At 71.6% G+C, this 23,501-nt stretch carries 25 protein-coding genes; 11 read left to right on the top strand and 14 right to left on the bottom strand.

The window, feature by feature from the left end:
• Positions 1-43 precede the first annotated feature (43 nt).
• The 3 genes from ACFQS7_RS16950 to ACFQS7_RS16940 are packed head-to-tail and all read left to right on the top strand — an operon-like array spanning position 44 to position 2,861.
• A complete protein-coding gene (locus ACFQS7_RS16950) occupies positions 44-958 on the top strand; it encodes a polysaccharide deacetylase family protein (protein ID WP_380068284.1) in 915 nt (304 codons plus the stop codon).
• Positions 955-1,560 (top strand): TRAP transporter small permease subunit, encoded by a 606-nt coding sequence (locus ACFQS7_RS16945; RefSeq protein WP_380068283.1) that lies wholly within the window; start codon positions 955-957, stop codon positions 1,558-1,560. The genes ACFQS7_RS16950 and ACFQS7_RS16945 overlap by 4 nt, the downstream gene beginning before the upstream one ends.
• Positions 1,557-2,861, top strand: a complete 1,305-nt coding sequence (locus tag ACFQS7_RS16940; protein ID WP_380068282.1) for a TRAP transporter large permease — start codon at positions 1,557-1,559, stop codon at positions 2,859-2,861. The genes ACFQS7_RS16945 and ACFQS7_RS16940 overlap by 4 nt, the downstream gene beginning before the upstream one ends.
• Here the strand turns inward: ACFQS7_RS16940 and ACFQS7_RS16935 are convergent.
• Entirely contained in the window at positions 2,847-3,749 is a 903-nt protein-coding gene (locus ACFQS7_RS16935; protein ID WP_380068281.1) for a polysaccharide deacetylase family protein, read from the bottom strand. The two genes, ACFQS7_RS16940 and ACFQS7_RS16935, sit on opposite strands and share 15 nt — an antisense overlap.
• Before the next feature lie 70 nt (positions 3,750-3,819).
• Between ACFQS7_RS16935 and ACFQS7_RS16930 the strand changes: the two genes are divergently transcribed.
• Entirely contained in the window at positions 3,820-4,860 is a 1,041-nt protein-coding gene (locus ACFQS7_RS16930; RefSeq protein WP_380068280.1) for a TRAP transporter substrate-binding protein, read from the top strand.
• Between the two features lie 6 nt (positions 4,861-4,866).
• On the opposite strand, the gene ACFQS7_RS16925 is transcribed toward ACFQS7_RS16930, so the two are convergent.
• Entirely contained in the window at positions 4,867-6,129 is a 1,263-nt protein-coding gene (locus ACFQS7_RS16925) for a hydantoinase/carbamoylase family amidase (RefSeq protein WP_380068279.1), read from the bottom strand.
• 91 nt (positions 6,130-6,220) lie between these two features.
• Between ACFQS7_RS16925 and hydA the strand changes: the two genes are divergently transcribed.
• Positions 6,221-7,675, top strand: coding sequence for a dihydropyrimidinase (hydA, locus tag ACFQS7_RS16920; protein WP_380068278.1), 1,455 nt, complete (start codon positions 6,221-6,223; stop codon positions 7,673-7,675).
• 59 nt (positions 7,676-7,734) lie between these two features.
• On the opposite strand, the gene ACFQS7_RS16915 is transcribed toward hydA, so the two are convergent.
• From ACFQS7_RS16915 to ACFQS7_RS16880, 8 genes are all read right to left on the bottom strand, one after another.
• Complete coding sequence (locus ACFQS7_RS16915) at positions 7,735-8,526, bottom strand: ABC transporter permease (RefSeq protein ID WP_380068277.1); 792 nt, start codon at positions 8,524-8,526, stop codon at positions 7,735-7,737.
• Entirely contained in the window at positions 8,526-9,359 is an 834-nt protein-coding gene (locus tag ACFQS7_RS16910; RefSeq protein WP_380068276.1) for an ABC transporter permease, read from the bottom strand. Before ACFQS7_RS16910 ends, ACFQS7_RS16915 begins: the two co-directional genes overlap by 1 nt.
• Positions 9,356-10,411 carry an ABC transporter ATP-binding protein gene (locus ACFQS7_RS16905; protein WP_380068275.1) on the bottom strand — a complete coding sequence of 352 codons (1,056 nt, stop codon included), beginning with the start codon at positions 10,409-10,411 and terminating at the stop codon, positions 9,356-9,358. The genes ACFQS7_RS16910 and ACFQS7_RS16905 overlap by 4 nt, the downstream gene beginning before the upstream one ends.
• The gene (locus ACFQS7_RS16900) at positions 10,411-11,037 is read right to left on the bottom strand and encodes an extracellular solute-binding protein (RefSeq protein WP_380068390.1); all 627 of its coding nucleotides are present in this window, start codon (positions 11,035-11,037) and stop codon (positions 10,411-10,413) included. Before ACFQS7_RS16900 ends, ACFQS7_RS16905 begins: the two co-directional genes overlap by 1 nt.
• Before the next feature lie 27 nt (positions 11,038-11,064).
• The gene (locus ACFQS7_RS16895; RefSeq protein WP_380068274.1) at positions 11,065-11,433 is read right to left on the bottom strand and encodes a hypothetical protein; all 369 of its coding nucleotides are present in this window, start codon (positions 11,431-11,433) and stop codon (positions 11,065-11,067) included.
• A 137-nt stretch (positions 11,434-11,570) separates the two neighbouring features.
• On the bottom strand, positions 11,571-12,314 hold the full coding sequence (locus ACFQS7_RS16890) for an enoyl-CoA hydratase/isomerase family protein (RefSeq protein ID WP_380068273.1): 744 nt from the start codon (positions 12,312-12,314) through the stop codon (positions 11,571-11,573).
• Positions 12,311-13,264 carry a tripartite tricarboxylate transporter substrate binding protein gene (locus ACFQS7_RS16885; RefSeq protein WP_380068272.1) on the bottom strand — a complete coding sequence of 318 codons (954 nt, stop codon included), beginning with the start codon at positions 13,262-13,264 and terminating at the stop codon, positions 12,311-12,313. Before ACFQS7_RS16885 ends, ACFQS7_RS16890 begins: the two co-directional genes overlap by 4 nt.
• The gene (locus ACFQS7_RS16880; protein WP_380068271.1) at positions 13,261-15,363 is read right to left on the bottom strand and encodes an acetate--CoA ligase family protein; all 2,103 of its coding nucleotides are present in this window, start codon (positions 15,361-15,363) and stop codon (positions 13,261-13,263) included. Before ACFQS7_RS16880 ends, ACFQS7_RS16885 begins: the two co-directional genes overlap by 4 nt.
• Positions 15,364-15,504: 141 nt before the next feature.
• On the opposite strand from ACFQS7_RS16880, the gene cysK reads away from it, so the two are divergent.
• Both cysK and ACFQS7_RS16870 read left to right on the top strand, forming a co-directional pair.
• On the top strand, positions 15,505-16,515 hold the full coding sequence (cysK, locus tag ACFQS7_RS16875; RefSeq protein WP_380068270.1) for a cysteine synthase A: 1,011 nt from the start codon (positions 15,505-15,507) through the stop codon (positions 16,513-16,515).
• Positions 16,516-16,585: 70 nt separating this feature from the next.
• Positions 16,586-17,083, top strand: a complete 498-nt coding sequence (locus tag ACFQS7_RS16870; protein ID WP_380068269.1) for a cupin domain-containing protein — start codon at positions 16,586-16,588, stop codon at positions 17,081-17,083.
• A 237-nt stretch (positions 17,084-17,320) separates the two neighbouring features.
• Here the strand turns inward: ACFQS7_RS16870 and ACFQS7_RS16865 are convergent, their stop codons facing one another.
• From ACFQS7_RS16865 to ACFQS7_RS16850, 4 genes are all read right to left on the bottom strand, one after another.
• The gene (locus tag ACFQS7_RS16865) at positions 17,321-18,418 is read right to left on the bottom strand and encodes a tripartite tricarboxylate transporter substrate binding protein (protein ID WP_380068268.1); all 1,098 of its coding nucleotides are present in this window, start codon (positions 18,416-18,418) and stop codon (positions 17,321-17,323) included.
• Complete coding sequence (locus ACFQS7_RS16860; protein WP_380068267.1) at positions 18,405-18,578, bottom strand: hypothetical protein; 174 nt, start codon at positions 18,576-18,578, stop codon at positions 18,405-18,407. Before ACFQS7_RS16860 ends, ACFQS7_RS16865 begins: the two co-directional genes overlap by 14 nt.
• Before the next feature lie 93 nt (positions 18,579-18,671).
• The gene (locus tag ACFQS7_RS16855; protein WP_380068266.1) at positions 18,672-19,496 is read right to left on the bottom strand and encodes a uroporphyrinogen-III synthase; all 825 of its coding nucleotides are present in this window, start codon (positions 19,494-19,496) and stop codon (positions 18,672-18,674) included.
• Positions 19,493-20,302, bottom strand: coding sequence for a class II glutamine amidotransferase (locus ACFQS7_RS16850; protein ID WP_380068265.1), 810 nt, complete (start codon positions 20,300-20,302; stop codon positions 19,493-19,495). The genes ACFQS7_RS16855 and ACFQS7_RS16850 overlap by 4 nt, the downstream gene beginning before the upstream one ends.
• Before the next feature lie 99 nt (positions 20,303-20,401).
• Here ACFQS7_RS16850 and ACFQS7_RS16845 point away from each other — a divergent pair, with 99 nt between their 5' ends.
• The 4 genes from ACFQS7_RS16845 to ACFQS7_RS16830 are packed head-to-tail and all read left to right on the top strand — an operon-like array spanning position 20,402 to position 23,491.
• Positions 20,402-21,301 carry a glycine betaine ABC transporter substrate-binding protein gene (locus tag ACFQS7_RS16845; protein WP_380068264.1) on the top strand — a complete coding sequence of 300 codons (900 nt, stop codon included), beginning with the start codon at positions 20,402-20,404 and terminating at the stop codon, positions 21,299-21,301.
• On the top strand, positions 21,301-21,918 hold the full coding sequence (locus ACFQS7_RS16840) for an ABC transporter permease (RefSeq protein WP_380068263.1): 618 nt from the start codon (positions 21,301-21,303) through the stop codon (positions 21,916-21,918). The genes ACFQS7_RS16845 and ACFQS7_RS16840 overlap by 1 nt, the downstream gene beginning before the upstream one ends.
• A complete protein-coding gene (locus ACFQS7_RS16835; RefSeq protein WP_380068262.1) occupies positions 21,918-22,565 on the top strand; it encodes an ABC transporter permease in 648 nt (215 codons plus the stop codon). Before ACFQS7_RS16840 ends, ACFQS7_RS16835 begins: the two co-directional genes overlap by 1 nt.
• The gene (locus ACFQS7_RS16830) at positions 22,562-23,491 is read left to right on the top strand and encodes an ABC transporter ATP-binding protein (protein ID WP_380068261.1); all 930 of its coding nucleotides are present in this window, start codon (positions 22,562-22,564) and stop codon (positions 23,489-23,491) included. Before ACFQS7_RS16835 ends, ACFQS7_RS16830 begins: the two co-directional genes overlap by 4 nt.
• Positions 23,492-23,501 lie beyond the last annotated feature (10 nt).

Below are 23,501 nucleotides of genomic sequence, written 5' to 3'. Positions count from 1 at the left end.
TGGCGATTGCTGCCCTCGGGGCCTCGGCCAGCGGAGGCGCCAGATGACCCCATTGCCCGGCGGCATGCCGCCCGCCGACCGCGACCTCGCCGGCTATGGCCGCAACCCGCCCGATCCGCGCTGGCCGGACGGGGCGCGCCTCGCGCTGTCCTTCGTCGTCAACGTGGAGGAGGGCGCCGAGCTGTCGATCGGCAGCGGCGACGAGCGCAACGAGGCGGTGCCGGAGACGAAGCAACTGGTCGAGGGCGCCGCCGATCCCTGCATGGAGACGCATTTCGCCTATGGCTCGCGCGTCGCGTTGTGGCGGGTGCTGGACCTGCTCGAGCGCTTCGGCGTGAAGGCGACGTTTTCCTGCTGCGGCCGCGCCGTCGCGGCGACGCCGGCGCTGGCCGCGGCGCCGGCCGCTTCGGGGCACGAGGTCAGCGCGCATGGCTGGCGCTGGGAGATGCATGCCAACATGCCGGAGGCCACCGAGCGCGCGGTGATCGCGCGCACCGTCGCGGTGCTGGGCGAGGCCGCCGGCACGCGCCCGGTCGGCTGGCACACGAAATCCGCGCCCTCGGTCAACACCCGGCGGCTGCTGCGCGAGGAAGGCGGGTTCCTCTATGATTCGGATGCCTATGACGACGACCTGCCGCGGCTGGTGCAGGTCGGCGGCGCGCCGCACGTGATCCTGCCCTATGCCTTCGACACCAACGACATGCGCTTCGCCCCCGGCCAGGGCTTCGTCCAGGCCGAGGATTTCTCGCGGTACTGCATCGGCGCCTTCGACCAGCTGATGCGGGAGGGCGCGAAGATGATGTCAGTCGGGCTGCACCTGCGCACCATCGGCCGGCCCGGGCGCATCCGTGGCCTGGAGCTGCTGCTGGAACACGTGACGCGCCAGCCCGGCGTCTGGATCGCCCGTCGGGCGGACATCGCGCGGCATTGGCGGGCGCTGTCGGGATTGCCGGCGTGAGCCAGGACAACCCGGTGGCGCGCTGGCTGGAGACGCCGGCGCGGGTGGTCGCCATCATCGGCGGCTGGTGGCTGCTCGGCCTCGCCTTCCTCACATGCGTCGAGATCTTCGGGCGGAAGTTCTTCGCCTTCTCGCTGCTCGGCGTCGACGAGATCGGCGCCTATACGCTGGCGGTCTTCTCGACGCTCAGCTTCGCGCATGCGCTGGTGGCGAAGTCGCATACAAGGGTCGACTTCCTGCTGGGGCACCTGCCGCCCTATCCGCGGGCAGTGCTGAACACGCTGGCCTTCGTGCTGCTGGCGGGCCTGGCGATCTTCGCCGCCTGGCGCGGCTGGGCAGTGCTGGAGGAAAGCCTGCTGTTCCAGGCGCATGCCAATTCGCCGCTGAACACCCCGATGTGGCTGCCGCAATCGGCCTGGCTGGCAGGCCTCGTCGCCTTCGCCATCGCCGCCGGGATGTTCGGCGCGCATGCGCTGCTGCTGCTGCTGACCGACTGGCGCAAAGTGAACCGCTGGTACGGGCCGATGACGCTGGAGGAGGAGGTGGCGACCGAGGCCAGCGCCATCCTCGCCCGCGGCGCCGACAAGGAGATCGTCCGGTGATCGGCGTCGGGGAAGCGGCGATCGGCTTCGGCGTATTGGTGGGGCTGCTGTTCCTCGGCCTGCATGTGGCGACCGCGATGTTCCTGGTCAGCGTGCTCGGCGCCTCGCTGTACCTGTCGCCGGCGCTGGTGGATGCGCTGGGGACGCAGTTGTGGGCCTCGATGGAGGACTACGTCCTGCTGTCGATCCCGCTGTACATCCTGCTGGGTGAGATCCTGGTGCGCAGCGGCAGCACCGACAAGCTGTACCGGAGTCTGGCCGACTGGCTGAACATTTTGCCGGGCGGGCTGCTGCACACCAACATCGCCGCCTCGGCCATCTTCTCCGCCGTCTCCGGGTCCTCCGTCGCCACCGCGGCGACGGTCGCCACCGTGGCGCTGCCGAGCTTCCGCATCCGCAAGTACGACGACCGGCTGGTGCTGGGCTCGATCGCCGCCGGCGCCTCGCTCGGCAACCTGATCCCGCCGGGGATCGCGCTGATCGTCTATGGCGCAATGACCAATACCTCGGTCGGGCAGCTCTACGCCGCCGCCGTCATCCCCGGCATCCTGATGACGGTGCTGTTCATGGCGACCATCGTGCTGATGGCCTGGCTGAAGCCCGGCTGGGTCCGCCAGCACGAGGAGCTGGACCGCTTGGGCCTGCGGCTGCGGCGGCTGGTCGACCTGCTGCCGCCGCTGGTGATCTTCGCCATCATCATGGGCAGCATCTATTCCGGCTGGGCGACGGTGACGGAAAGCGCGGCGCTGGCCTGCGTCGCTGCCTTGCCCATCGCCGCGATGTATGGCCGGCTCAGCATCCGCATGCTGCACGACTGCTTCGTGGCGACGGCCAGCCTGACGGCGATGAGCCTGCTGATCCTCTCCGTCGCCTTCTACCTGAACTTCGTGCTTGGCCTGCTCGGCGTGACCCCGGCGCTGGGCGCCTTCGTCACCAGCCTGGGTGCGACGCAGCTCATGCTGATCCTGGCGCTGACGGTCTTCTATTTGCTGCTCGGCGTGTTCTTCGAGACCCTGCCGATGCTGGTCGGCACCGTGCCGGTGGTCTTCCCGGTGATCGTCGCAGCGGGGATCGACCCGGTCTGGTTCGGCGTCTTCATCGTGCTGATGTGCGAGATCTCGCTGATCAGCCCGCCAGTGGGGATGACGCTCTATGTCATCCAGGCGGTGCGCAAGGAGGGGACGATCGCCCAGGTCTTCGCCGGGACGGTGCCCTTCTTCATCGCCATGGTGGTGATGACCGGTCTGCTGATCGCCTTCCCGGGCATGGCGACCTGGCTGGCGCGGCTAGCCTACGGGTAGCGCGGCGCAGGCATGCGCGGCGATGTCCTTCCGCCGCGCCACCCACACCTTCCCGCCGCGCGCCGCCAGCACGCGAAGGATCCCCTCCACCGCGCGGAACCGCGCCGGCCTGCCGCAGATGCGCAAATGCAGGCCGATATTGAGCAGCTTCGGCGTGCCGCGCTCGCCCTCCTCGATCAGCTGGTCGATCGCCGCCTCGGCGTAATCGACGAACTGCTGCGGCACGACGAAGCCGTTGGGGTGGAAGAATTTCATGTCGTTGCAGTCGAGCGCGTAAGGAACAACCAGCAGCGGCCCGCCGGCGACGTCGCGGTCCCAGTACGGCAGGTCGTCGTCGAAGGCGTTGCTGTCATACAGGTACCCATGCGCAGCCAGCAATTCGCGGGTCCAGGCGCTCGGGCTGCCGCGGCAGAAGAAGCCGACCGGGCGCTCGCCGGTCGCCGCCTCGATCGCCGCGGTGGCGCGCAGCAGCGACGCCTCCTCCTCCTCGCGCGACGTAAAATCGGCATGCGGCCGCCAGACCCAGCCATGATTGGCCGCCTCATGCCCGCGCGCGATGCATTCCCGTGCGAGGTCCGGCGTGCGTTCCACCGCGCGGCCGCACATGAACCAGGTGACCTTCACCCCATGCCGGTCGAAGGCTTCGAGGAAGCGGCCGACCCCGGCCCGCGTGCCGTAGGAGAAGATGCCCTCCTGCCCGAAATCGCGCCGTCCGGGCGGGACGACACTGATCACCTCGCCGATCCGCTCGTTCTCGGCGTCGCCGGCCTCGAGCGCCATCTCGGCGCCCTCCTCGTAGTTGACCACAATGGAGACGGCGAGCTTCGCCCCGCCCGGCCATTCGATGCGTGGCGGGTTCAGGCCATAGCCCATCAGGTCGCGGCGCATCGGTGCTCTCCTGCGTATCGGCATTGATCTTGCAAAGACCCGGCCATCTTCGCCAGCCCCGGGAGACGCCATGTTCCGCCCGCTTGCCCTCGCCGCCAGCCTGCTGCTGGCCGCGGCCCCGGCCCTCGCCCAGCAGGCCCCCGTGCCGCTGCGGGCGGTCGGCCATTTCAGCCAGAACACCAAGCAAATCGAGATCGAGAAGGCCTTCTACGCCGCGCTTCCCGCGCAGACCGGGGTGAATTTCCAGGTCAGCTTCAACCCGATGGACCAGATCGGCCTGCAGGCCGCCGATGCGCTGCGCCACCTGCGGACCAGCGCCTTCGACGTCATGGCGGTGCTGATCGGCCAGGTCGCGCGCGACGAACCCTTCTTCGACGGGCTGGACCTGATCGGCGTCTCGACCAACGTCACCGACCTGGCCAAGGCGGTGGATGCGGGGCGAGACGCCTTCGACAAGCGGTTGCAGGAGCGCTTCAACGCCAAGGTCATGGCCTTGTGGCCCTTCGGCCCGCAATACTTCTTCTGCAACGCGCCGGTGAAGGGCGTGGGCGACCTCAAGGGCCTCAAGGTCCGCAGCTACACGCCGAGCATGACCGCGCTGGTGCAGCATTTCGGCGCCATCCCGGTGACGCTGCAATTCTCGGAAGTCTACCCGGCGCTGCAGCGCGGCCTGGTCACCTGCGGCATCACCTCCGCCGTCTCCGCCTATGCCGGCAATTGGGGCGAGGTGACGACGCATGTCCTGCCGCTTTCGGTCGCCGGCGGCGTGCAGGGGCACTTCATGAGCCTCGCCGCCTGGAAGCGCTTCACCCCTGACCAGCAGGCGGCGCTGGTCAAGGCCTATCAGGGGCTGGAGAAGCAGATGTGGGACTTCGCCCAGGTCAGCGACCAGCAATCCCTCGCCTGCCTCGCCGGCAAGGCTGAGTGCGAGGGGCGCAAATTCGGCGCGGTGATCTCCGCCGTGCCGCCGGAGGACGATGCCAAGGTGCGCGACGCCGTCAGCAGCGTGGTGCTGCCGAGCTTCCGTGACGGCTGCAACCGCATCTGGGCGGAATGCGCCGCGGTCTGGAACCGCACGGTGGGCGCAACACGCGGCTACACCATCCCGTAGTTGGCGTCAGGCGGCGATCTCCATGATCGCCGCCGCCAGCACATCGAGCGCCGCGGCGAAATCGGCCAGGTCCATCGCCTCCTCCGGGTTGTGGCTGCCGTGCTGGTTGCGGATGAACAGCATCGCCGTCGGCACGCCGAGCCCGGCAAAGGTCAGCGCGTCATGCCCGGCGCCGGAGGCCATCTCCAGCACCGGCACGCCGGCCGCCTCGGCGCCCCGCATCAGCGCCGCCCGGATGCGCAGGTCCATCGGCGCCGGCGGCACCGGCAGCGGCGTGCCGTAATCGATCGCCACGCCGCGCTCCGCCCCGATGCGCGCCGCCTGGTCGTGCAGCAGCGCCTCGGCCGCCAGCAGCACCGCCGGATCCTCGCTGCGGATGTCGAGGCTGAAGGTCACCGCGCCGGGGATCTTGGTCGGGCCGTGCATCACCGGGTCGGTCGAGAACTCGCCCATGGTCAATACCAGGTCGCGCCCGCCGGATTCGGCAACCTTCCAGAATTCCTCGAGGCGCTGCGCCAACGCCGTGACCGCCAGAACCGCATCCCGCCGGCCCTGCCGCGGCACCGCGCCGGCATGCGCCCAGGCGCCGGTCGCGGTGCAGGCGCGGTAGCGGAGGCTGCCGCGGATGCCGGTGACCACCGCCGCCGGCAGCCCGGCCTCGACCAGCACCGGCCCCTGCTCGATATGCGGCTCGACGAAGGCGTGGATATAGGCGGGGTCGAGCGAGCTGCGGCCCTGGCGGATGAAGTCCGGGTCGAAGCCTTCCTCCAGCATGTGCTCGGCCAGGGTACGGCCGCTGTCGGTCCGCCGCAGCGTGTCGGGCGCATCCGGCGCCAGCAGTCCGAAGGCGGCGCGGCTGCCAAGATAGAGCATCGGGAACCAGCACATCTCCTCCGCCCGGATGCCGAGGACCACCAGGTCCCGCGGCAGCACCTGCCCCGACTGCCGCAGCCGCGCCGCCAAGGCGAGCCCCATCACCACACCCGCCGCGCCGTCGTAATTGCCGCCATGCGGCACGGCATCGAGATGCGAGCCGATGACGACCGGCGAGGCGCCGCGATCGGCCCCGGCCAGCGTCATCGACAGCGTGCCGACCGGGTCGGTCTCGACCTCGAGCCCGACCTCCTCCGCCGCCGCGCGCAGGATGGCATGCGCCGCCCGCTCGCCCGGGCCGTAGCTGGCGCGGCTGACGCCGGGCGCATCGAGCGAGGCCTCGCGCAGCGCCGCAAAGACCAGCCCCGCCATCCGCACCGCCGCATCGCCGTCCATGTCGCCCCCGTCGCCTTGCCGCCGCCCTTGTGGCGCGGGGTCCGATCGGCTGCAATGCGCCGCAACATCACGACGCACCGGAGAGCCATAGATGCCCGATTTCGACCTCGTCATCCGCCACGGCACCATCGCCACGGCAAGCGACGTGTTTTCCGGCGATGTCGGCATCACCGGCGGCCAGGTGGTGGCGCTCGGCCGCGGGCTCGGCGCCGGCGCGCGGGAGCTCGACGCGACGGGCAAGCTGGTGCTGCCCGGCGGCATCGACAGCCACACCCATATCGAGGAGCCACGCGGCGGCCCGACCGTCAACGCCGATAGTTTCGCCAGCGGCAGCGCCTCGGCCGCGGTCGGCGGCACCACCACCGTCATCGGCTTCGCCCGCCAGGAACGCGGCGGCTCCATCGCGCAAGGCGTGGCGGAGCACATGGCACGCGCGCAGCAGAGCCGCATCGACTACGGCTTCCACATGATCCTGACCGATCCCACGCCGGAGATCCTGGCGGAGGAACTGCCGAAGCTGGTCGCCGAGGGCCACCGCAGCTTCAAGATCTTCCTCACCTACGCCGGCGCCCGCGTCACCGACGGCCAGGCGCTGGAGGTGATGGCCGCGGCACGGCGGCTCGGCGCCCTGGTCTGCATCCATGCCGAGCACCACGAGCTGATCGAGTTCCATACCAGGGCGCTGCTGGCCGCCGGCTTCACGCGGCCGAAGCACCATGCCTGGGCCAAGCCGATGGTGGTGGAGCGCGAATGCGTCCATCGCGTCTGCGCCATGGCCGAGGCGCTCGATGTCCCCATCCAGGTCTTCCATGTCAGCGGCGGCGAAAGCGCCGAGGAGATCGAGCGGGCGCAGCAGCGTGGCCTGAAGGTCTGGGGCGAGACCTGCACGCAATACCTGGTGCTGACCGCGGACGATCTCGACCGGCCGGGCTTCGAGGGCGCGAAGTATGTCTGCAGCCCGGCGCCGCGGTCGCGCGCCGACCAGGCGGCTCTGTGGGAGATGATCCGCCGCGGCGTCATCGGCAACGTCACCTCGGACCATGCGCCCTCGCGCTACGAGGGGCCGGACGGCAAGACAGCGGTCGGACTCGACGCGCCCTTCACCCAGATCCCCAACGGCGTGCCGGGACTGGCGGTGCGGATGCCGATCCTGTTCTCGGAAGGCGTGGCCAAGGGCCGCATCGACCTGCCGACCTTCGTCGCCATCACCGCGACCAATGCGGCGAAGCTGTTCGGCCTGCATCCGCGCAAGGGCAGCATCGCGCTCGGGTGCGACGCCGACATCGCGATCTGGGACCCGGCGAAGCGGGTGACCATCACCCAGGCGCTGGTGCAGGACGCCAACGACCACACGCCCTATGAGGGCTTCGAGGTCACCGGCTGGCCGGAAACCACGCTGGTACGCGGCATCGCCGTGGTGCAGGACGGCCGCGTGGTGGGTGCAGCCGGCCATGGCCGGTTCCTGCCGCGCGGCCCTTACGACCTGATCAAGCCGCGCGGCGTCTTTCCCGGCTATTTCAACCCGGTCGATGGCGTCGCCGTCTAGCCTGTCGTTTTCCGCGCGGATTCACGCCGTCAGGCGATGCCGCCCCGCGGCGATCTGCGCTAGATCGACGCCATCCGCCGCAGCCCGACCAGCCGGTCGCACAACACCAGCACCAGCACCGTCAGCCCGATCAACCCGGTGCTGACGGCGGCCAAGGTCGGGTCGGGGCTGATCTCCAGGTAGTTCAGCAGCTGGATCGGCAGCGTCTTGGTGCGCACGTCGACCAGGAACATCGACACCGGGTAGTTGTCGAAGCTGGCGATGAAAGCGAACAGCGCGCCGGACACGAAGCCCGGCAGGATGTTCGGCACCAGCACCCGCCACAGCGCGACCGGGTAGCTGCATCCCAGCGTCCTCGCCGCATCCACCATGGCGAAGTCGAACAGCGACAGGCTCGCCAGCACCGTGCGCATCACGAAGGGCATGGTGATGACCACATGCGCCAGCAGCAGCGACCACCAGGCGTCGCGCAGCCCCACCTCCCGCATCGCCTGCAGCAGGGCGATGCCGAGCACCAGGCCCGGCAGCATGAGTGGGGAGACCATGAAGGTGGTGATCGCCCCCGCCCCCGGCACCGCGCCGCGCACCAAGGCGATGGCGCAGAGCGTGCCCAGCAGCAGCGAGACCGCGGTCGCCAGGGCGGCAATCCGTGCCGAGAGCCAGAGCGCGCCGAGCAGCCCGTCCACGCTGCGGATCTTGGCATACCACTGTAGGGAAAAGCCTTCCGGCGGGAAGCGGAAGACCGTCGATTCGGTGAAGGAGACCGGGATGACGACGACGATCGGCAGCAGCAGGAACAGGATGACCGCGACCAGCGCGGTCCAGGCCAGCCCGATGCCAAGGCGTTCCATCAGCGCCCGCCCCCCAGCCGGCGTTGCAGCACCGAGGCGCCGACCACCACCGCGGCGGCAACCGCCAGCAGCACGGCGGCCATCGCCGCGCCCAATTGCCAGTCGCGCAGGTTGAGGAAGGCCTTCGCCATGACCATCGACATCGTCATGTAGCGGTCGCCCATCAGCAGGGATGGCGTGACATAGGCGGCGACCGCCAGCGAGAAAACCAGCGAGACGCCGGCCACCACCCCCGGCAGCGACAGCGGCAGCGTCACCCGGGTGAAGCGGAACCAGGGCGAGGCGCCGAGCGTCGCCGCCGCATCCGGCAGCCGCGGGTCCATCATCCGCACGACGGAGAAGATCGGCAGCACCATGAAGGGCAGGAAGACGTTGATCATGCCGGCATAGAGCGCGCCCTCGGTGAAGATCATCCGCACCGGCCGTTCGATCAGGCCGAGGTTCAGCATGGCCCAGTTCAGGATGCCGTCGCGCCGCAGCACGATCCCCCAGCCGAAGGACTTGACGATGATCGAGACGGTGAGCGGCAGGAAGACCAGCGCGAACAGCACCACCTGCGCCGTGCCGCGGGCGCGCGCCAGCGCGAAGGCGGCCGGGTAGCCCAGCAGCAGCGCGCCGAACGTCGTCACCAGGCCGAGTTGCAAGGAGGCGAGGATGACGCCGCGATAGTAGTCGTCCCCCAGCACGCGCCAGTAGCCGGCCAGGGTGAATCCCTCCGCCCCGCGGACCGAGGACCAGAGCAGCAGCCCGAGCGGCAGCAGGAAGACCACGCCGAGGAAGACGACGCCCGGCAGGGCCAGCAGCGCCAGCGGGTCGATGCGGCGCGCACTCATGACGCGGGGAAGACCATGGCATCGGCGGCGCGGAAGCCGAGCGTCACCGCGCTCCCCGGCCCGACACCCTCCGGCAGCCGCGGCAATTCCACCATGCCGCGGTCGCCCTCATCGGCCAGGCCGAGGTGCAGCTGCGTGCGGGAGCCGAGGAAGGAGATCTCCCGCACCCGTGCCTCCAGCGTGTTCTCGCCGTGGCCCAGGGTCACCGCCTCCGGCCGCACCGCCACCACCACGGCGCTACCCGGCGCGAAATGGCCGGACGCGCGCACCGCGCCGAGCGCGGTCCGCACCTCGACCGCCCCGGCCGAGGCCGCGGTCACCCGCCCGGCCAGCCGCGTCGACTGGCCGACGAAGTCCAGCACGTACAAGGTCTCCGGCCGGGAATAGAGCGTCGCCGGATCGGCAAGCTGCTCGATCCGCCCGGCATTCATCACCGCGATGCGGTCGGAGACGACCAGCGCCTCCTCCTGGTCGTGCGTCACGAAGATCGCGGTGATGCCGACCTCGCGCAGCAGGTGCTTGAGCTCGACCTGCATGATCTCCCGCAGCTTGCGGTCGAGCGCGCTGAACGGCTCGTCCAGCAGCAGCAGGGACGGCCGCACCACCAGCGCCCGCGCCACGGCGACGCGCTGCTGCTGGCCGCCGGACAGCGCCGTCACCGGCTTGGCCGCATGCTCCGTCATCCGCACCAGCGCCAGCGCCTCGGCCACCCGCGGCGCCGCCTCGGCGCGGCCCACGCCCTGCGCGCGCAGCCCGAAGCCGATATTCTCGGCGACCGTCAGATGGGGGAACAGCGCATAGTTCTGGAACACCACGCCAACGTTGCGCTTATGCGCCGGCAGCCGGGTGATCTCCGTCCCCGCCACGCTGATGCGCCCGGCATCCGGTTGCAGCAGCCCGGCGACGCAGCGCAGCAGCGTGGTCTTGCCGCAGCCCGAAGGCCCGAGCAGGGAGACGAATTCCCCCTGCGCCACCGCGATCGAGAGGTCGTCCAGCACCACCGCGGCGCCGAAGCGCCGGGTGACGCCGGCGACGGTCAGGTGGCCCCGCATCAACGCGCGCTGATCTCCCGCTCGAACCGCTCGATCCAGCGGTTGCGGTTGTCGGCGAAATACTCCCAGTCCAGCACCACCAGCTCGGGCAGGTTCAGCCCGGCCGGGGCCACGGCCTTGGTGTTGGTCGGCTTGGAATAGAAGGTGCCGGCGATCAGCGCCTGGGTCTCGGGGTCCAGCAGCTCGTTGATGAATTTCTCGCCCAGGGCCTGGTTCGGCCCGCCCTTCACCAGCGCGACGCCGGCCGGCATGGCGACCGTGCCCTCCTTCGGGAAGGCCAGGTCGACCGGGGCCTTCTGGCTCTTGCGGAACAGCGTGGTGCGGCTGTCGGGCGACAAATACAGGTCCACCTCGCCGCTCTCGTGCAGCTGCTGCGCCTGCGGCGGGTTGGTGGTGATCTGCAGGATGTTCGGCTTCAGCTCGCGCAGCTTGCCGAAGCCCTCGTCGGCCAGCTTCAGGCATTCCGCCATGGGCTTGCCGGTGGCCAGGCTGGTCGCCGCCAGCAGCGGCACCACCGCCTGGGTGATGCGCATCGAGATCAGGATGACCTTGTCGCGGTACTTCCGGTCCCAGACCTCGGCATAGCTGGTGGGCGCAGGCTTCACGTTCTGCGTCTGGTAGCTGATCGAGGCGGCGGGGAAGCACCAATTTGCTCACATGGCGTCGCGCGGCCGGGCTTCCGGCTGCAGGTCGGCCATGTTGGGAATGGCCTTGCCACGCAGCGGCTCCAGCACGCCCTCGCGTTCGCCGAGGATGAGGACGGGATCGTCCATCATCGTCACCGTCATGGTGGGGCGGGCGCGGTTGCTGCGGATCTTCTCGAGGTTGATGAGGCTGTTGGTGCCCTCGAACAGGATCTTGAAGCCGTGCTTCTTCTCGATGCGCGGGAACAGGATGTCGGTCAGACCGGGCGAGGCCGGGCCGCCGACGAAGATCTCCGGCGTCTGGGCGCGCAGGATGGCGGGCGTGGCGAGCAGGGTGGCGCCGCCCAGCAGGGCGCGCCGTGTCGGGCGGATCAGCATTGCTTCGTCTCCGTGTGAAGGCTCCGTCATGGGCTGTCCAGCAAGCCGCGTGCCTCGGCGACGCGGCGCAGGGCACCGCACCGGAAGGCGCTGCGCTGCCCAGCATCGCGCCGCCGCTGCCTACCCGTTGCGCAAGATCAGCGGCCCTTGAACACCGGCGGCCGCTTTTCCCGGAAGGCCTTGCCACCTTCCTGGAAATCCTCCGACTCGCGGATCGCCGAGAGGCGCTGGTGCTGCAAGGCCCATTGCTCGGAGGGGCCGCGCGGCAGGATGTCGTCCAGCACCATGCGCTTGATGCCGCCCAGCACCATCGGCGCATAGCCGGCCATCTCCTTGCCCCACTCGATGGCACGGGCCAGCGCCTCGCCCTCCGGCACCACCTCGTTCACCAGGCCGACGCGCTCCGACCGCTCGGCGTCGAAGACACGGCAGAGCAGCATCAGCTCCATGGCGATCTTGTGCGGGATGCGGGACGGTAGGGCGGCGATCATCCCGCCCGTGAGGCCGATCTTGGCCTCGGGGTAGTACAGCTTCGCCTTGGCGCCGCAGATCGCCAGGTCGGCCATCATGGCGAGGACCAGCGCGCCGCCGATGCACCAGCCCTCCAGCGCCGCGATCAGCGGCTTGTCGGTCTGCCAGCCCACATTGGGCACGGCGCGCCAGAGCTCCGGCGGCTCGGTGACGTCGGCGCCGAAGGAGAAGGCCTTGGTGCCCATCGCGGTCAGCACGGCGCATTTCTGTTCGGATGCGGCGAAGGCGGTCATCGCCGCCTGGATCTCCTCCGCCATCCGCTTCGAGATGGCATTGCCCTTGTCCGGCCGGTTCAGCGCGACCACCGTGACAGGGCCGTCCTGCCAGACCTTGATATGCTCGTAGCTCATTCGACGCGGGCTCCCGTCTTGCGCACGGCCTCGGCGAAGATCGCGCGATCCTGCACTATGCGGCCGGCGAAGGCCGCGCCGGTCTCGAATTGCGGCCGCAGGCCGACCGGCGCCATGGCACGCGCCACTTCCGGCATCGCCAGCACCTGGCGCAGCGCCGCGGCCAGCCGGGCGACGATCTCGGGCGGCAGGCCGGCCGGGCCGGCCAGGCCGAAGAAGGACAGGCCGCCGGCGCCGTACATGCCGAGTTCGCGCAAGGTCGGCAGGTCGGGCAGTTCCGGGCTGCGGGTCTCGCCGGTGGTGGCCAGGCCGATCAGCCGGCCGTCCTTGATCGCCGGGATGGCGATCGGGTCGAATTGCAGTTCGACGTCGCCCGCCATCACCGCGGTCAGCGCCGGGGCCGAGCCGCGATAGGGCACGTGTTCCAGCCGGATGCCGACGGCGCTGGCAAAGATCTCGCCGGTCATCTGGGTGATAGTGCCGTTGCCGGCGCTGCTGAAGCGCAGCCTGCCGGGATTGGCCCTGGCATAGGCGACCAGTTCCTGGATCGTCCGCACCGGGACGGAAGGATGCATCGCCACCGCGCCGTCCGAGATGCCGAGCAGGCTGATCGGGGTGAAATCCTGCGCCGGGTCGTAGGGCAGCCGCATCATGTGCGGGCTGATGGTCATGATCGCGGTCGGGAAGACCAGCAGCGTATAGCCATCGGGCCTGGCCTGGGCGACTGCCGCGGCGCCGATCGACCCGCCGGCGCCGCCGCGGTTCTCGATCAGCACGTTCTGCCCCAGCAGCGCCGAGAGCGGCTGCTGGATGGGGCGGGAGACGTTGTCGGTGCTGCCGCCCGGCGGGTAGGGGACGATCAGGGTGACCGGCCGCTGTGGCCATGCGCCCTGCGCCCGGGCGATGGCCGGCGCTGCCAGCGCGCCCAGCAGCACGCGCCGCGGGATCATCGCAGCACCGCCCGCGCATCGACCGCGATGCAGCCCGCGCCCGCGGCGCGCAGCAGGATCGGATTGAGGTCCATCTCCACCAGCCCTTCCCCGAGATCGGCCGCCAGCCAGGACAGCCGCACCAGCGCATCCACCGCCGCAGCCACGTCCAGCGCCGGCCGGCCGCGCACGCCTTCCAGCACCGGCCACAAGGCCAGGCCCTGCAGCATCGCCCGCGCATCGTCAGGCCGCAGCGGCGCGGGCGCGAGTCGCACGTCGCGCAGCACCTCCACCAGCACGCCGCCGGTGCCGGCGAGGACGAAGGCGCCGAGGCCGGGTTCGTGCCGCGCGCCCAGGATCAGTTCCGCCTCGCCCCGCGCCATCTCCTGCACCAGCACGCCCTCCAGCGGCACCGGCAGGGCCAGCAGCGACCCATGCGCGGCGCGCACCGCCGTGGCGTCGCGCAGGTTCAGCGTCACCAGGCCAAGGTCGCTCTTGTGCACCACGGCGCGGCTGACGCCCTTCAGCACCACGGGGAAGCCGATCGCCTCGGCCGCCGCCACCGCTTCCGCTTCGGTGGCGGCGAAGGCCTCCCGCGTCACCGGGATGCCATAGGCCGCGGCGAGGCGCTTCGCCTCCGCCTCCAGCAGCGCGCCGGTGGGCAGCGCCTCCGGCAGCGCCATCCCGGCCGGGCGTGCGGGCGCCGGCCGCCCGACGCGGTCGCGGCCCGCGGCCTCCGCCTCCAGCGCCCGCAGCACCGCCAGCGCCTGGGCGACATGGTCGAAATAGGGGAAGTCGGCGGCGCGCATCGCCGCCCGCGCCGGATCGCCCACCTCGCCCGCCATCATCACGTACAGCAAGGGCCGGCTGCCCTCGCGCGCCAAGGGCGGCAGCATCGCGGCACGCTTCGCCATGGCCGGCTGCGTCGTCATCGGCACCAGAATGGCGCCGGTGTCGGGGTCGGCCATGAAGGCACGCAGGCACCCGGCCAGCGCAGCCTCGCTGGTATTGTCGTGGAAGCTGCCGGTATCGAGCGGCAAATGCACATGGCTCGCCGGCATCCAGCGCGCCATCTCCGCCCGGGTCGCGTCCGACATGGCGGCGGTGCGCAGGCCATGGGCCGCAAGCATGTCGGTCGTCGTCACCGTGCTGCCGCCGGAGGAGGCGACCACCGCCACTCCCAGCCCGGCCCGCGGCAGCCCGCCCAGCCGGTCCAGCACGTCGGCCGCCAGCACCATCGCCGCCGGATCGTCGAGCAGCACCGCGCCCGCATCGCGGCAGAGCGCGGCGAAGGCGGCGTGGCTGCCGGCCAGGCTCGCGGTATGGCTGCGCGCCGCCTGCGCCCCCGCCTCGCTCCGCCCCGCCTTGACGCAGAGCACCGGCTTCCCCGCGGCCCGCGCCCGGCGCAGCAGCGGGGCGAAGCGCGCCGGGTCCTTCAGCCCCTCGACATAGAGGGCGATCACCCGAGTCGCCGGGTCCTCGATCAGGTAGGCGAGGAAGTCGCAAAGCTCCAGGTCCGCCTGGTTGCCGACCGAGACGCAGCGGCTGAACCCCGCCCCGTGCCGGTGCCCCAAGGACACCAGCGCGCCCATCAGCGCGCCGGACTGGCTGACCATGCCGATCCCGCCCGGCTTCAGCCGCTCGACCTCCAGCGCCAGCGACGACGACAGCATCGCCGCATCGGTGACATTGAACAGGCCGAGGCAATTCGGCCCGACCAGCCGCATCCCCGCCGCCCGCGCCACCGCCACGACCTGCGCCTCCAGCGCCGCGCCGGCTTCCCCCGCATCGGCCAGCTTGCCGGTGATGACGACGCAGGCGCCGACCCCGGCCGCGGCGCAGGCCTCAATCTCCCGCAGCAGCGCCGCGGCCGGCACCGCCAGCACCGCGACATCCACCGGCCCGGGCGCCGCGCCGATGCCGGGATAGGCGGGCAGGCCGCGGATCGTCGCGCGCACCGGGTTGATCGGCAGCAGCCGGCCGGGGAAACCATGCTTGATCAGGTAGTGGATCACCCGCCCACCGAATTTCCCGGCATCGTCCGAGGCGCCGATGACGGCGACCGAACGCGGGTTCACGATCTGCGCAAGCGGAATCCGGTCCGGCGGCGTCTCTGGCATGGCTTTGGTCGTTCCCTCGGCGGCAAGCTTGGCACGCGGCGCCGGCCGCCGCCCAGCCCCGGCGGTATTTTCCGCGCCGGCGCTTCATTTTCCCGCGCCTGCCCCCTGATCTACGGCAGCGAACGGTGATATTGCAGTCGCATGTCGGAAATCGCCCACCTGCCCCGCCGTGCCCCCCGCCCGATCCCCGACCCGCACGGGGCCGAACCCCTGCCCGCGCATGGCCGCATCTACGACAGCGTGCTGGACATCGTCGGCTCCACCCCGCTGGTCCGCCTGCAGCGGCTGAAGGCGGCCGATGGCTTCGCGGCCGACCTCGCCATCAAGCTGGAATTCTTCAACCCGCTGGGGTCGGTGAAGGACCGCATCGGCCTGGCCATGGTCGAGGCCGCCGAGCGCGAGGGCCTCATCGCCCCCGGTCGCTCGACACTGGTCGAGCCCACCTCGGGCAATACCGGCATCGCGCTGGCCTTCGTCGCTGCGGCCAAGGGCTACCGGCTGATCGTCGTCATGCCCGACGGCGCCAGCATCGAACGCCGCAAGATGATCCGCCTGATGGGCGGCGAGGTGGAGCTGACCCCCGCCCGCCGCGGCATGGCCGGCGCGATCGGCCGGGCCGAGGCGATCGTCGCCGCAACCCCCGATGCCTGGATGCCGAAGCAGTTCGACAACCCCGCCAACCCCGACATCCACGCCGCCACCACGGCCGAGGAGATCTGGGCCGATACCGCCGGCCAGGTCGATGTGGTCATCGGCGGCCTCGGCACCGGCGGGACCCTGACCGGCATCGCCCGGGCGCTCAAGCCGCGCAAGCCGGGGCTGCGGATCATCGGCGTGGAGCCGGCCGAATCCGCCGTGCTGTCGGGCGACGAGCCCGGTCCGCACGGCATCCAGGGCATCGGCGCGGGCTTCAAGCCGGCGGTGCTCGACCTCGGGGCGATCGACACCATCATGCGCGTCGGCGAGCGGGAGGCGATCGCCGCCGCCCGCCGCTGTGCCCAGGTGGAAGGCCTGCCGGTCGGCATCTCCTCCGGCGCCATGCTGCATGCCGCGCTGCAGGTGGCGTGCGAGATGCCGGGGGGGCTGGTCGTCGGGATCGCGCCGTCCTTCGCGGAACGCTATCTCTCCACCGAGCTTTTTGCCGGGTTGTAGGAAGCCGGGGCCGGGGGACGGTCAACCTCCGTGCCCCATCCATTATCGTGACTCCAGAAGGATCGCAGCCATGCCGCATGATGGGCACCATAGCCACGACGTCCCGCCCGACGGCTGGAAGACCTCGGGCGTCAAGGTCATCCCGGGCGACAGCCTGGACGCCAACACGGCGCAGACTCCGGGGATGAACCGCGCCGCCGCCATCAACGCCGCCCGCGTCGGCGCGCAGAAGATCTGGGCCGGCACCGTGCATATCCACCCCGATGCCAAGACCGGCGCCCACCACCACGGCGCGCTGGAAAGCGTGATCTACATCGTCTCCGGCCGCGCCCGCATGCGCTGGGGCGAGCGGCTGGAATTCACCGCCGAGGCCGGCCCGGGCGACTTCATCTTCATCCCGCCCTATGTCCCGCACCAGGAGATCAACGCGAGCACGGACGAGACGCTGTCCTGCGTCCTGGTCCGCTCGGACAACGAGGCGGTGGTGGTGAACCTCGACATCGAGCCGGTGGAGAAGCCGGAGCACGTCCTCTGGATCGACCCGATCCACAAACATGGCGGCGTCTGAGCCGGGGTTATTGAAGCGGCAAAACCCGGCAATTCCGCCCGACTCGCCTCAAGGTCCTTGAGGCCGCAACGGCCCCATCCGGCGCGAGGCCAGATCGAACCTGGCCTTGCGCCGGCGCCGCTTTTGCAATTCCGGATTTGAGGATTTGAAGCGGCGTCGGCAAGCCAAGCCGGGCAAGGCGCTGCCGTTGACAATATTCCTATCGCACGCTGGGCGCCGAAATACAAGCGGCGCGCCTCAGTCCACCCGGGCCCCGGCCAGCGCCACCACCCCCGGCCAGCGCGGCACGTCCTCGGCCAGGCGGGCCGCCAGCACCGCCGGCGCCCCGCCCACCGGCTCGAAGCCCTGCGCCGCAAGCTGCGCCACGACCTCCGGCAGCGCCAGGATCCGCGCCACCTCGGCATTCAGCCGCCGCAGCACCGCGGGGTCGGTCCCGGCTGGTGCCAGCAGCCCTTGCCAGGAGGTGACCTCGAAGCCGGGGAAGCCGCTCTCGGCCAGGGTCGGCACCGCGGGCAGCGCCGGCGACCGGGCGGCGGTGGTCACCGCGATCGCCCGCAGCCGCCCGGCCCGGACATGCTCGGTCGCCGCCGGCAGGGTCAGGCTGACCGCGTCGATATGCCCGGCGATCAGGTCGGCCATCGCCGGCCCGCCGCCGCGATAGGGCACATGGGTCCATTCCACCCCGGCGCGGGACCGCAGCAGCGCCGCGGCCAGGTGGCCGATGCTGCCGTTGCCCGGCGAGCCCAGGGTCAAGCTCCGCCGCCGCGCGAGGTCCAGGAATTCCGCCAGGCTGGCGACCCCGCGCCCGTCCCGCACCACCAGAAGTTGCGCCGTCCGCACCGTCTGGATGACAGGGGCGAAGTCGCGGATCGGGTCGTAGTCCACTCGCGGGAAGATCGCCGGGTTGATCGCCAGGCTGTCCCAGCCGACCAGCAGCGTGTTGCCGTCCGGCCGGGCCCGGGCGACGAGCTCGAAGGCGATGTTGCCGCCGGCCCCGGCATGGTTCTCCACCACCACCGGCTGGCCCAGCGCGTCGCCGAGGTGCCGGCCGATCAGCCGGGCCAGCGGGTCGACGCTGCCGCCGGGGGAGACCGGGACGACGAAGCGGATCGGCCGGTCGGGCCAGGGCTGGGCGCGGGCCGGGCTGGCCAGGGCGACCGCGGCGGCGAGCAGACCCCGGCGGGGAAGGCCGGGGAGGCGGTAGCCTCTATTTCTCTGGGTCGAGACCTGCCGCGCGGCAGGCCTCGACCCAGAGATAGGAAGGGTGGGGCCTGGGGAGGGTATACGTTTCCCTCCCCAAGCTTGCTTGCCCGCCCCGCCCTCAGACATGGCCATGCAGCGCGAAGATGGCAGCCGCGGTGACTTCTTCCGAGGGCGGCGCCTCGGCCGGGCCAAGCGTCACCATGGCGGCGAGGCCCGCTGCCAGGGCCAGCAGCAGCCCTGCCTCGGCCGGCAGGGCAGCGGGAAGGGCCAGGGCGGCATCGAGCGCAAGCATGTCACATGGTCTCCGTCAGCGGGCCCGGCCCGCCGGCGGATAATCCACGCCCGAAATACGCAGGTCAATGGATTTAACGACGATCCGAAGCGATTATGCCGGATCCCCCGCTTCCGCTGCGCCCATCGCCGCCAGGATGGCATTCACCATCGGCTTCATGTGGAAGCTGTCCTCCGGCATCACCGAGACGACGCCGCCGGCGGCCTCCAGCGCCTGGCCGACCAGCGGCCCGACCGCGGCGATCCGGGTGCGGCCGAGTGCCGCGCGCAGCCGCTCCGCCCCGGCCAGCGCGGCCAGGCGCTTGACCTGCGGGGTGGAGGTGAAGACCGCCAGGTCGATCCGCCCGGCCTCCAGCTCCGCCAGCATGGCCTCGACCCGGGCGTCGTCCTCCTTGGTGGCATAGGCGTAGGGCAGGATGGCGTCCGGGGTGGCGCCGGCGCGGGCCAGGAAATCCAGCAGCGCGTCGTTCGGGTTGTCCGGATAGAGTTGCACCGCGACCCGCCGGCCGGTGAGGTCCTGCGCCGAGAGGGTGGCGATGACGCCGGCCGTGGTCGGCTCCGCGGCCGAGATGTCGGCCGAGAGGCCGATCGCGCGCAGCCTGGCCTGCGGCTTCGGGCCGCGGACGATCCGCCGCACGCCGGCGAGTGCTGCGCGGAATTCGGCCTCGATCCCGCCCCGCTGCGCCACGCCGAGCAGACGGGACAGCCCCTCCCCGGTCAGCAGGATCAGGTCGTCGGGCGGGGTGGCGATGAAGCGGCGCAGCCAGGCCTCGATGGGGGCCGGGTCGGCGGCGTCGACGATGGCGACCAGCGGGCAGCGCAGCGCCACCGCGCCGTGGCGTTCCAGCATCCTCGCCAGGACTTCCAGTTCCCGCGTCTCCGGCACCATCACGCGCCGGCCGGCCAGGGTCTCGCTCATGCCGCTTTCCTTCTGGTGCTGGGGCCGGCCCGCCGCTTCGGCAGGGGGACCGGGTTGCCCTGGCGGAACACCACGGTGGTGCCGGGGTCCATGACGGTCCAGGCCTCGTCGCGGGTCAGCGGCCGGGTGGCGACCACGGTGACCACGTCGTCGGGGGTGGTCTCCTGCTCGAAATCCGCCACCAGGTCGGCATCGACCAGGGTCGCCGGGCCGAAGGGCGCGCGGCGGGTCAGCCAGGCCAGCCTGGTGGAGCAATGGCAGAACAGGCTGCGGCCGTCCGACAGCAGCATGTTGAAGACGCCGGTCGCCGCGAGCCGCCGGGCCAGTTCCTCGACCGCCGCGGCCAGGTCGCGGTCCGACGGCGCGACGGGGAAGCGGGTGCGCAGCGCGTCGAGCAGCCAGCAGAAGGCATGTTCGGAATCCGTGCTGCCGATGGGGGCGAAGGCGCCGAGCCGCCAGCGCTTCACCCCCTTGAGCTGGCCGTTATGGGCGAAGGTCCAGGGCCGGCCCCAGAGCTCGCGCTGGAAGGGATGGGTGTTCTCGAGCGCGATGCGGCCGCGGTTGGCGCGGCGGATATGGCTGATGACGATGCGGGACTTGATGGGGTGGGTGCGGACGAAGCGGGCGACCTCGGATTGGGCGGAAGGGCGCGGGTCGTGGAAGGACCGGCAGCCCTTGTCCTCGTAGAAGGCGATGCCCCAGCCATCGGCATGCGGCCCGGTCTCGCCGCCGCGGCGCATCAATCCGGAGAAGCTGAAGACGATGTCGGTGGGGACATTGGCGCTCATGCCGAGGAGTTCGCACATGGCGGGAAGGTAGGGCCGGGGCGGGCGGGGTGGAAGCGGGGCGGCACGACCGCGTGGCCGGCTTGCGCCTTTCCGCTCCGGCTGCGCTAGCTTCCGGGGATGACGCAAGCGGCCCCCTTCGGCAGGACGTTCGGACGACGCGGCGCGCTGGCCCTGCCGGCGCTGCTGGCCGGCCCGGCCCGCGCCGCCCCCCTGCTGCGCATCGGCTCGAAGAACTTCACCGAACAGCTCGTCGTCGCCGAGCTCTTCGCCCAGGGGCTGGAGAAGGCCGGCGCCCGCGTCGAGCGCCGGGTCAACCTCGGCGGCACCGCCATCGCCCAGGCCGCGCTGCTGGCCGGCGAGATCGACCTCTACCCCGAATATACCGGCACCGGGCTCGGCGTGGTGCTGAAGCAGCCGCCCGTCGGCACCGCCGAGGAGGTGCTGGCCAAGGTCCGCGCCGGCTACCAGGCGCAGTTCGACCTCACCTGGCTCGATCCTTCGGGCATCGACAACGGCAATGCCCTGCTGCTGCTGCCGCGGACGGCGCAGCGGCTCGGCCTCGTGACCCTCTCGGACCTCGCCCGCGCCGCGCCGCAGCTGACGCTGGCGGCGGGGAACGAATTCGCCGACCGGGCGGACGGGCTGCCCGGCCTGAAGCGTGTCTACGGCATGGAATTCCGCCGCTTCCGGCAATTCGCCGCACTCGGCCTGCGCTACGCCGCCCTGCAGCACGGCCAGGCCGATGTGGTGAATGCCTATGCGACCGACTGGCAGATCGCGGTCGGCGGCTACACGGTGATGGCCGACGACAAGCGGCTCTGGCCGCCCTACCAGCTCGCCGCCGTGGTGCGCGACCAGGCGCTGCGGGACTGGCCGGGCCTCGCGGCGCCGCTGCTCGCCATCGGCGCGAAGCTCGACAACCCGGTGATGCAGGAGCTGAACCGCCAGGTCGACCAGGATGGCGAGGAGCCGCGCGAGGTCGCCGCCCGCTTCCTGACACGCCAGGGCCTCGGCTGATGCGCTGGACCGCGCGCAACCTCGACACCATCGGCACCGCCACGCTGACCCATCTGGGCTTGGTCGCCGCCGCCCTGGCCCTGGCGCTGCTGCTGGCGCTGCCGCTCGGCCTGCTGGTGGCGCGGCGGCCGGCGGCGCGTGGCGCGGTGCTGGGAACGGCCTCGGTGCTCTACAGCCTGCCGACCTTGGCGGTCTTCGCCCTGCTGGTGCCGGTGCTGGGGCTGGGTTTCTGGCCGGCGCTGGTGGCGCTGGTCAGCTACGCGGTGCCGATCCTGCTGCGCGCGCTGGTCGCCGGCCTCGCCTCGCTGCCGCCGGCGGTGCTGGAGGCAGCCACGGGCATGGGGCTGACGCCGTGGCAGAGGCTCTGGCGGGTCGAGCTGCCGCTCTCGCTCCCGGCGCTGCTGGGCGGGCTGCGGGTGGCCTCCGTCACGCTGATCTCGGCGGCGACCGTCGCGGCCTATATCAGCGCCGGGGGCCTGGGCACGCTGATCCTCACCGGGCTGGACCAGGGGCATACGGAAAAGATCCTGGTCGGCGCCGGGCTGGTGACGGCGATGGCGCTGCTGCTGGATGCGGCCCTCGGCGCGGTGCAGCGCCGGCTGCCGGTGCTGGCCTGATGGAGACGCTGGCGGGCGCCGCGGCCTGGCTCGGCGCCCATCCCGGGACCTTCCTCGCCGCGGTCGGCGACCACCTGCTGCTGTCGCTGGTGGGGCTGGCGATCGGCATCGCCATCGCCCTGCCGGTGGGCATCGCGGTCGCGCAGCGGCCACGGCCGGCGGAGGCGGCGATCGCCGTGGCCGGCGCGCTGCGCACCATCCCGAGCCTGGCCGTGCTGGCGGCGCTGCTGCCGCTGCTCGGCGTCGGCTTCACGCCTTCGGTCATCGCGCTGGCCCTGCTGGCGCTGCCGCCGGTGCTGGTGAACACCGTCACCGGCCTGCGCGGCGCCGACCCGGCGGCGCTGGAGGCGGCGCGCGGACTCGGCATGACGCCGCTGCAGCGGGCGCTGCGGGTGGAACTGCCCTTGGCCGCGCCGCTGGTCTTTGCCGGGCTGCGGATCGCCGCCGTGCAGGTGGTTTCGGCCGCGGCGCTGGCGACCTTCATCGGCGGCGGGGGCCTCGGCGACCTGGTGACCCAGGGGCTGGCGCTGCTGGACACCGGGCGGATGCTGGTCGGCGCCGTCGCCATCGCCCTGCTGGCGCTGGGGACGGAAGCGGGGTTCGGATTGCTGGAAAGGCGCCTCGCGGCGAGGGTGCAGGGCGCATGATCGAGCTGGAGGGGCTGACCAAGCGCTGGCCCGGCGCCATCGCGGATTCCGTGCACGACCTGACCCTGACGGTGCCGGAGGGCACGAGCTGCGCCCTCATCGGCCCCTCCGGCTCCGGCAAGACCACCACGCTGCGCATGGTCAACCGGCTGATCGAGCCGAGCGGCGGGGCACTGCGCATCGCCGGGCAGGATGCGCTGCGCATGGACGCCGTCACGCTGCGCCGAAGCATCGGCTACGTCATCCAGGAGGTCGGGCTCTTCCCGCATTGGAGCATCGCCAAGAATGTGGCGACGGTGCCGAAGCTGCTGGGCTGGCCGGCGGCGCGGATCGCAGCAAGGGTCGAGGAGGTGCTGGCGCTGACCGGGCTCGAGCCCGCCCGCTTCGCCGCGCGGCGGCCGCACCAGCTCTCGGGCGGCGAACGCCAGCGGGTCGGCGTCGCCCGGGCGCTCGCCGGCGACCCGCCGGTGCTGCTGATGGACGAGCCCTTCGGCGCGGTCGACCCGGTGGTGCGCGGCCGGCTGCAGGAGGAGGTGCTGCGGCTGCTGAAGACGCTGCGCAAGACCGTGCTGATCGTGACGCATGACCTGGACGAGGCGGTCCGCCTCGGCGACACGGTCGCCATGCTGCGTGACGGTCGGCTGGCGCAGCACGCCCCGCCGGCCGAGTTGCTGGCACGGCCGGCGGATGGGTTCGTGGCGGAATTCCTCGGCCGCGACCGCGCCTTGCAGCGGTTGGCGCTGATCCCGGCGGTGGCGGTGGCGGGGGCTGCGGCCGCGGGCGAACCGCTGCCCACCGAGGCCTCGCTGCGGGATGCGCTGGCAGCGATGGTGGCGCGGGGGACGGCGGCGGTGCCGCTGGCCGGCGGCGGAGCGATCAGCCTGGCCGCGGTGCTGGACCAGGCCAAGGCCAGCGGGCCCGGATAAACCGCAGCAA

The sequence above is a fragment of the Dankookia sp. GCM10030260 genome, assembly GCF_042666655.1.
GTDB lineage: Bacteria > Pseudomonadota > Alphaproteobacteria > Acetobacterales > Acetobacteraceae > Paracraurococcus.
The sequence above is the reverse complement of the archived record's forward strand: the minus strand, read 5'-3'. Positions and strand labels throughout refer to the sequence as shown.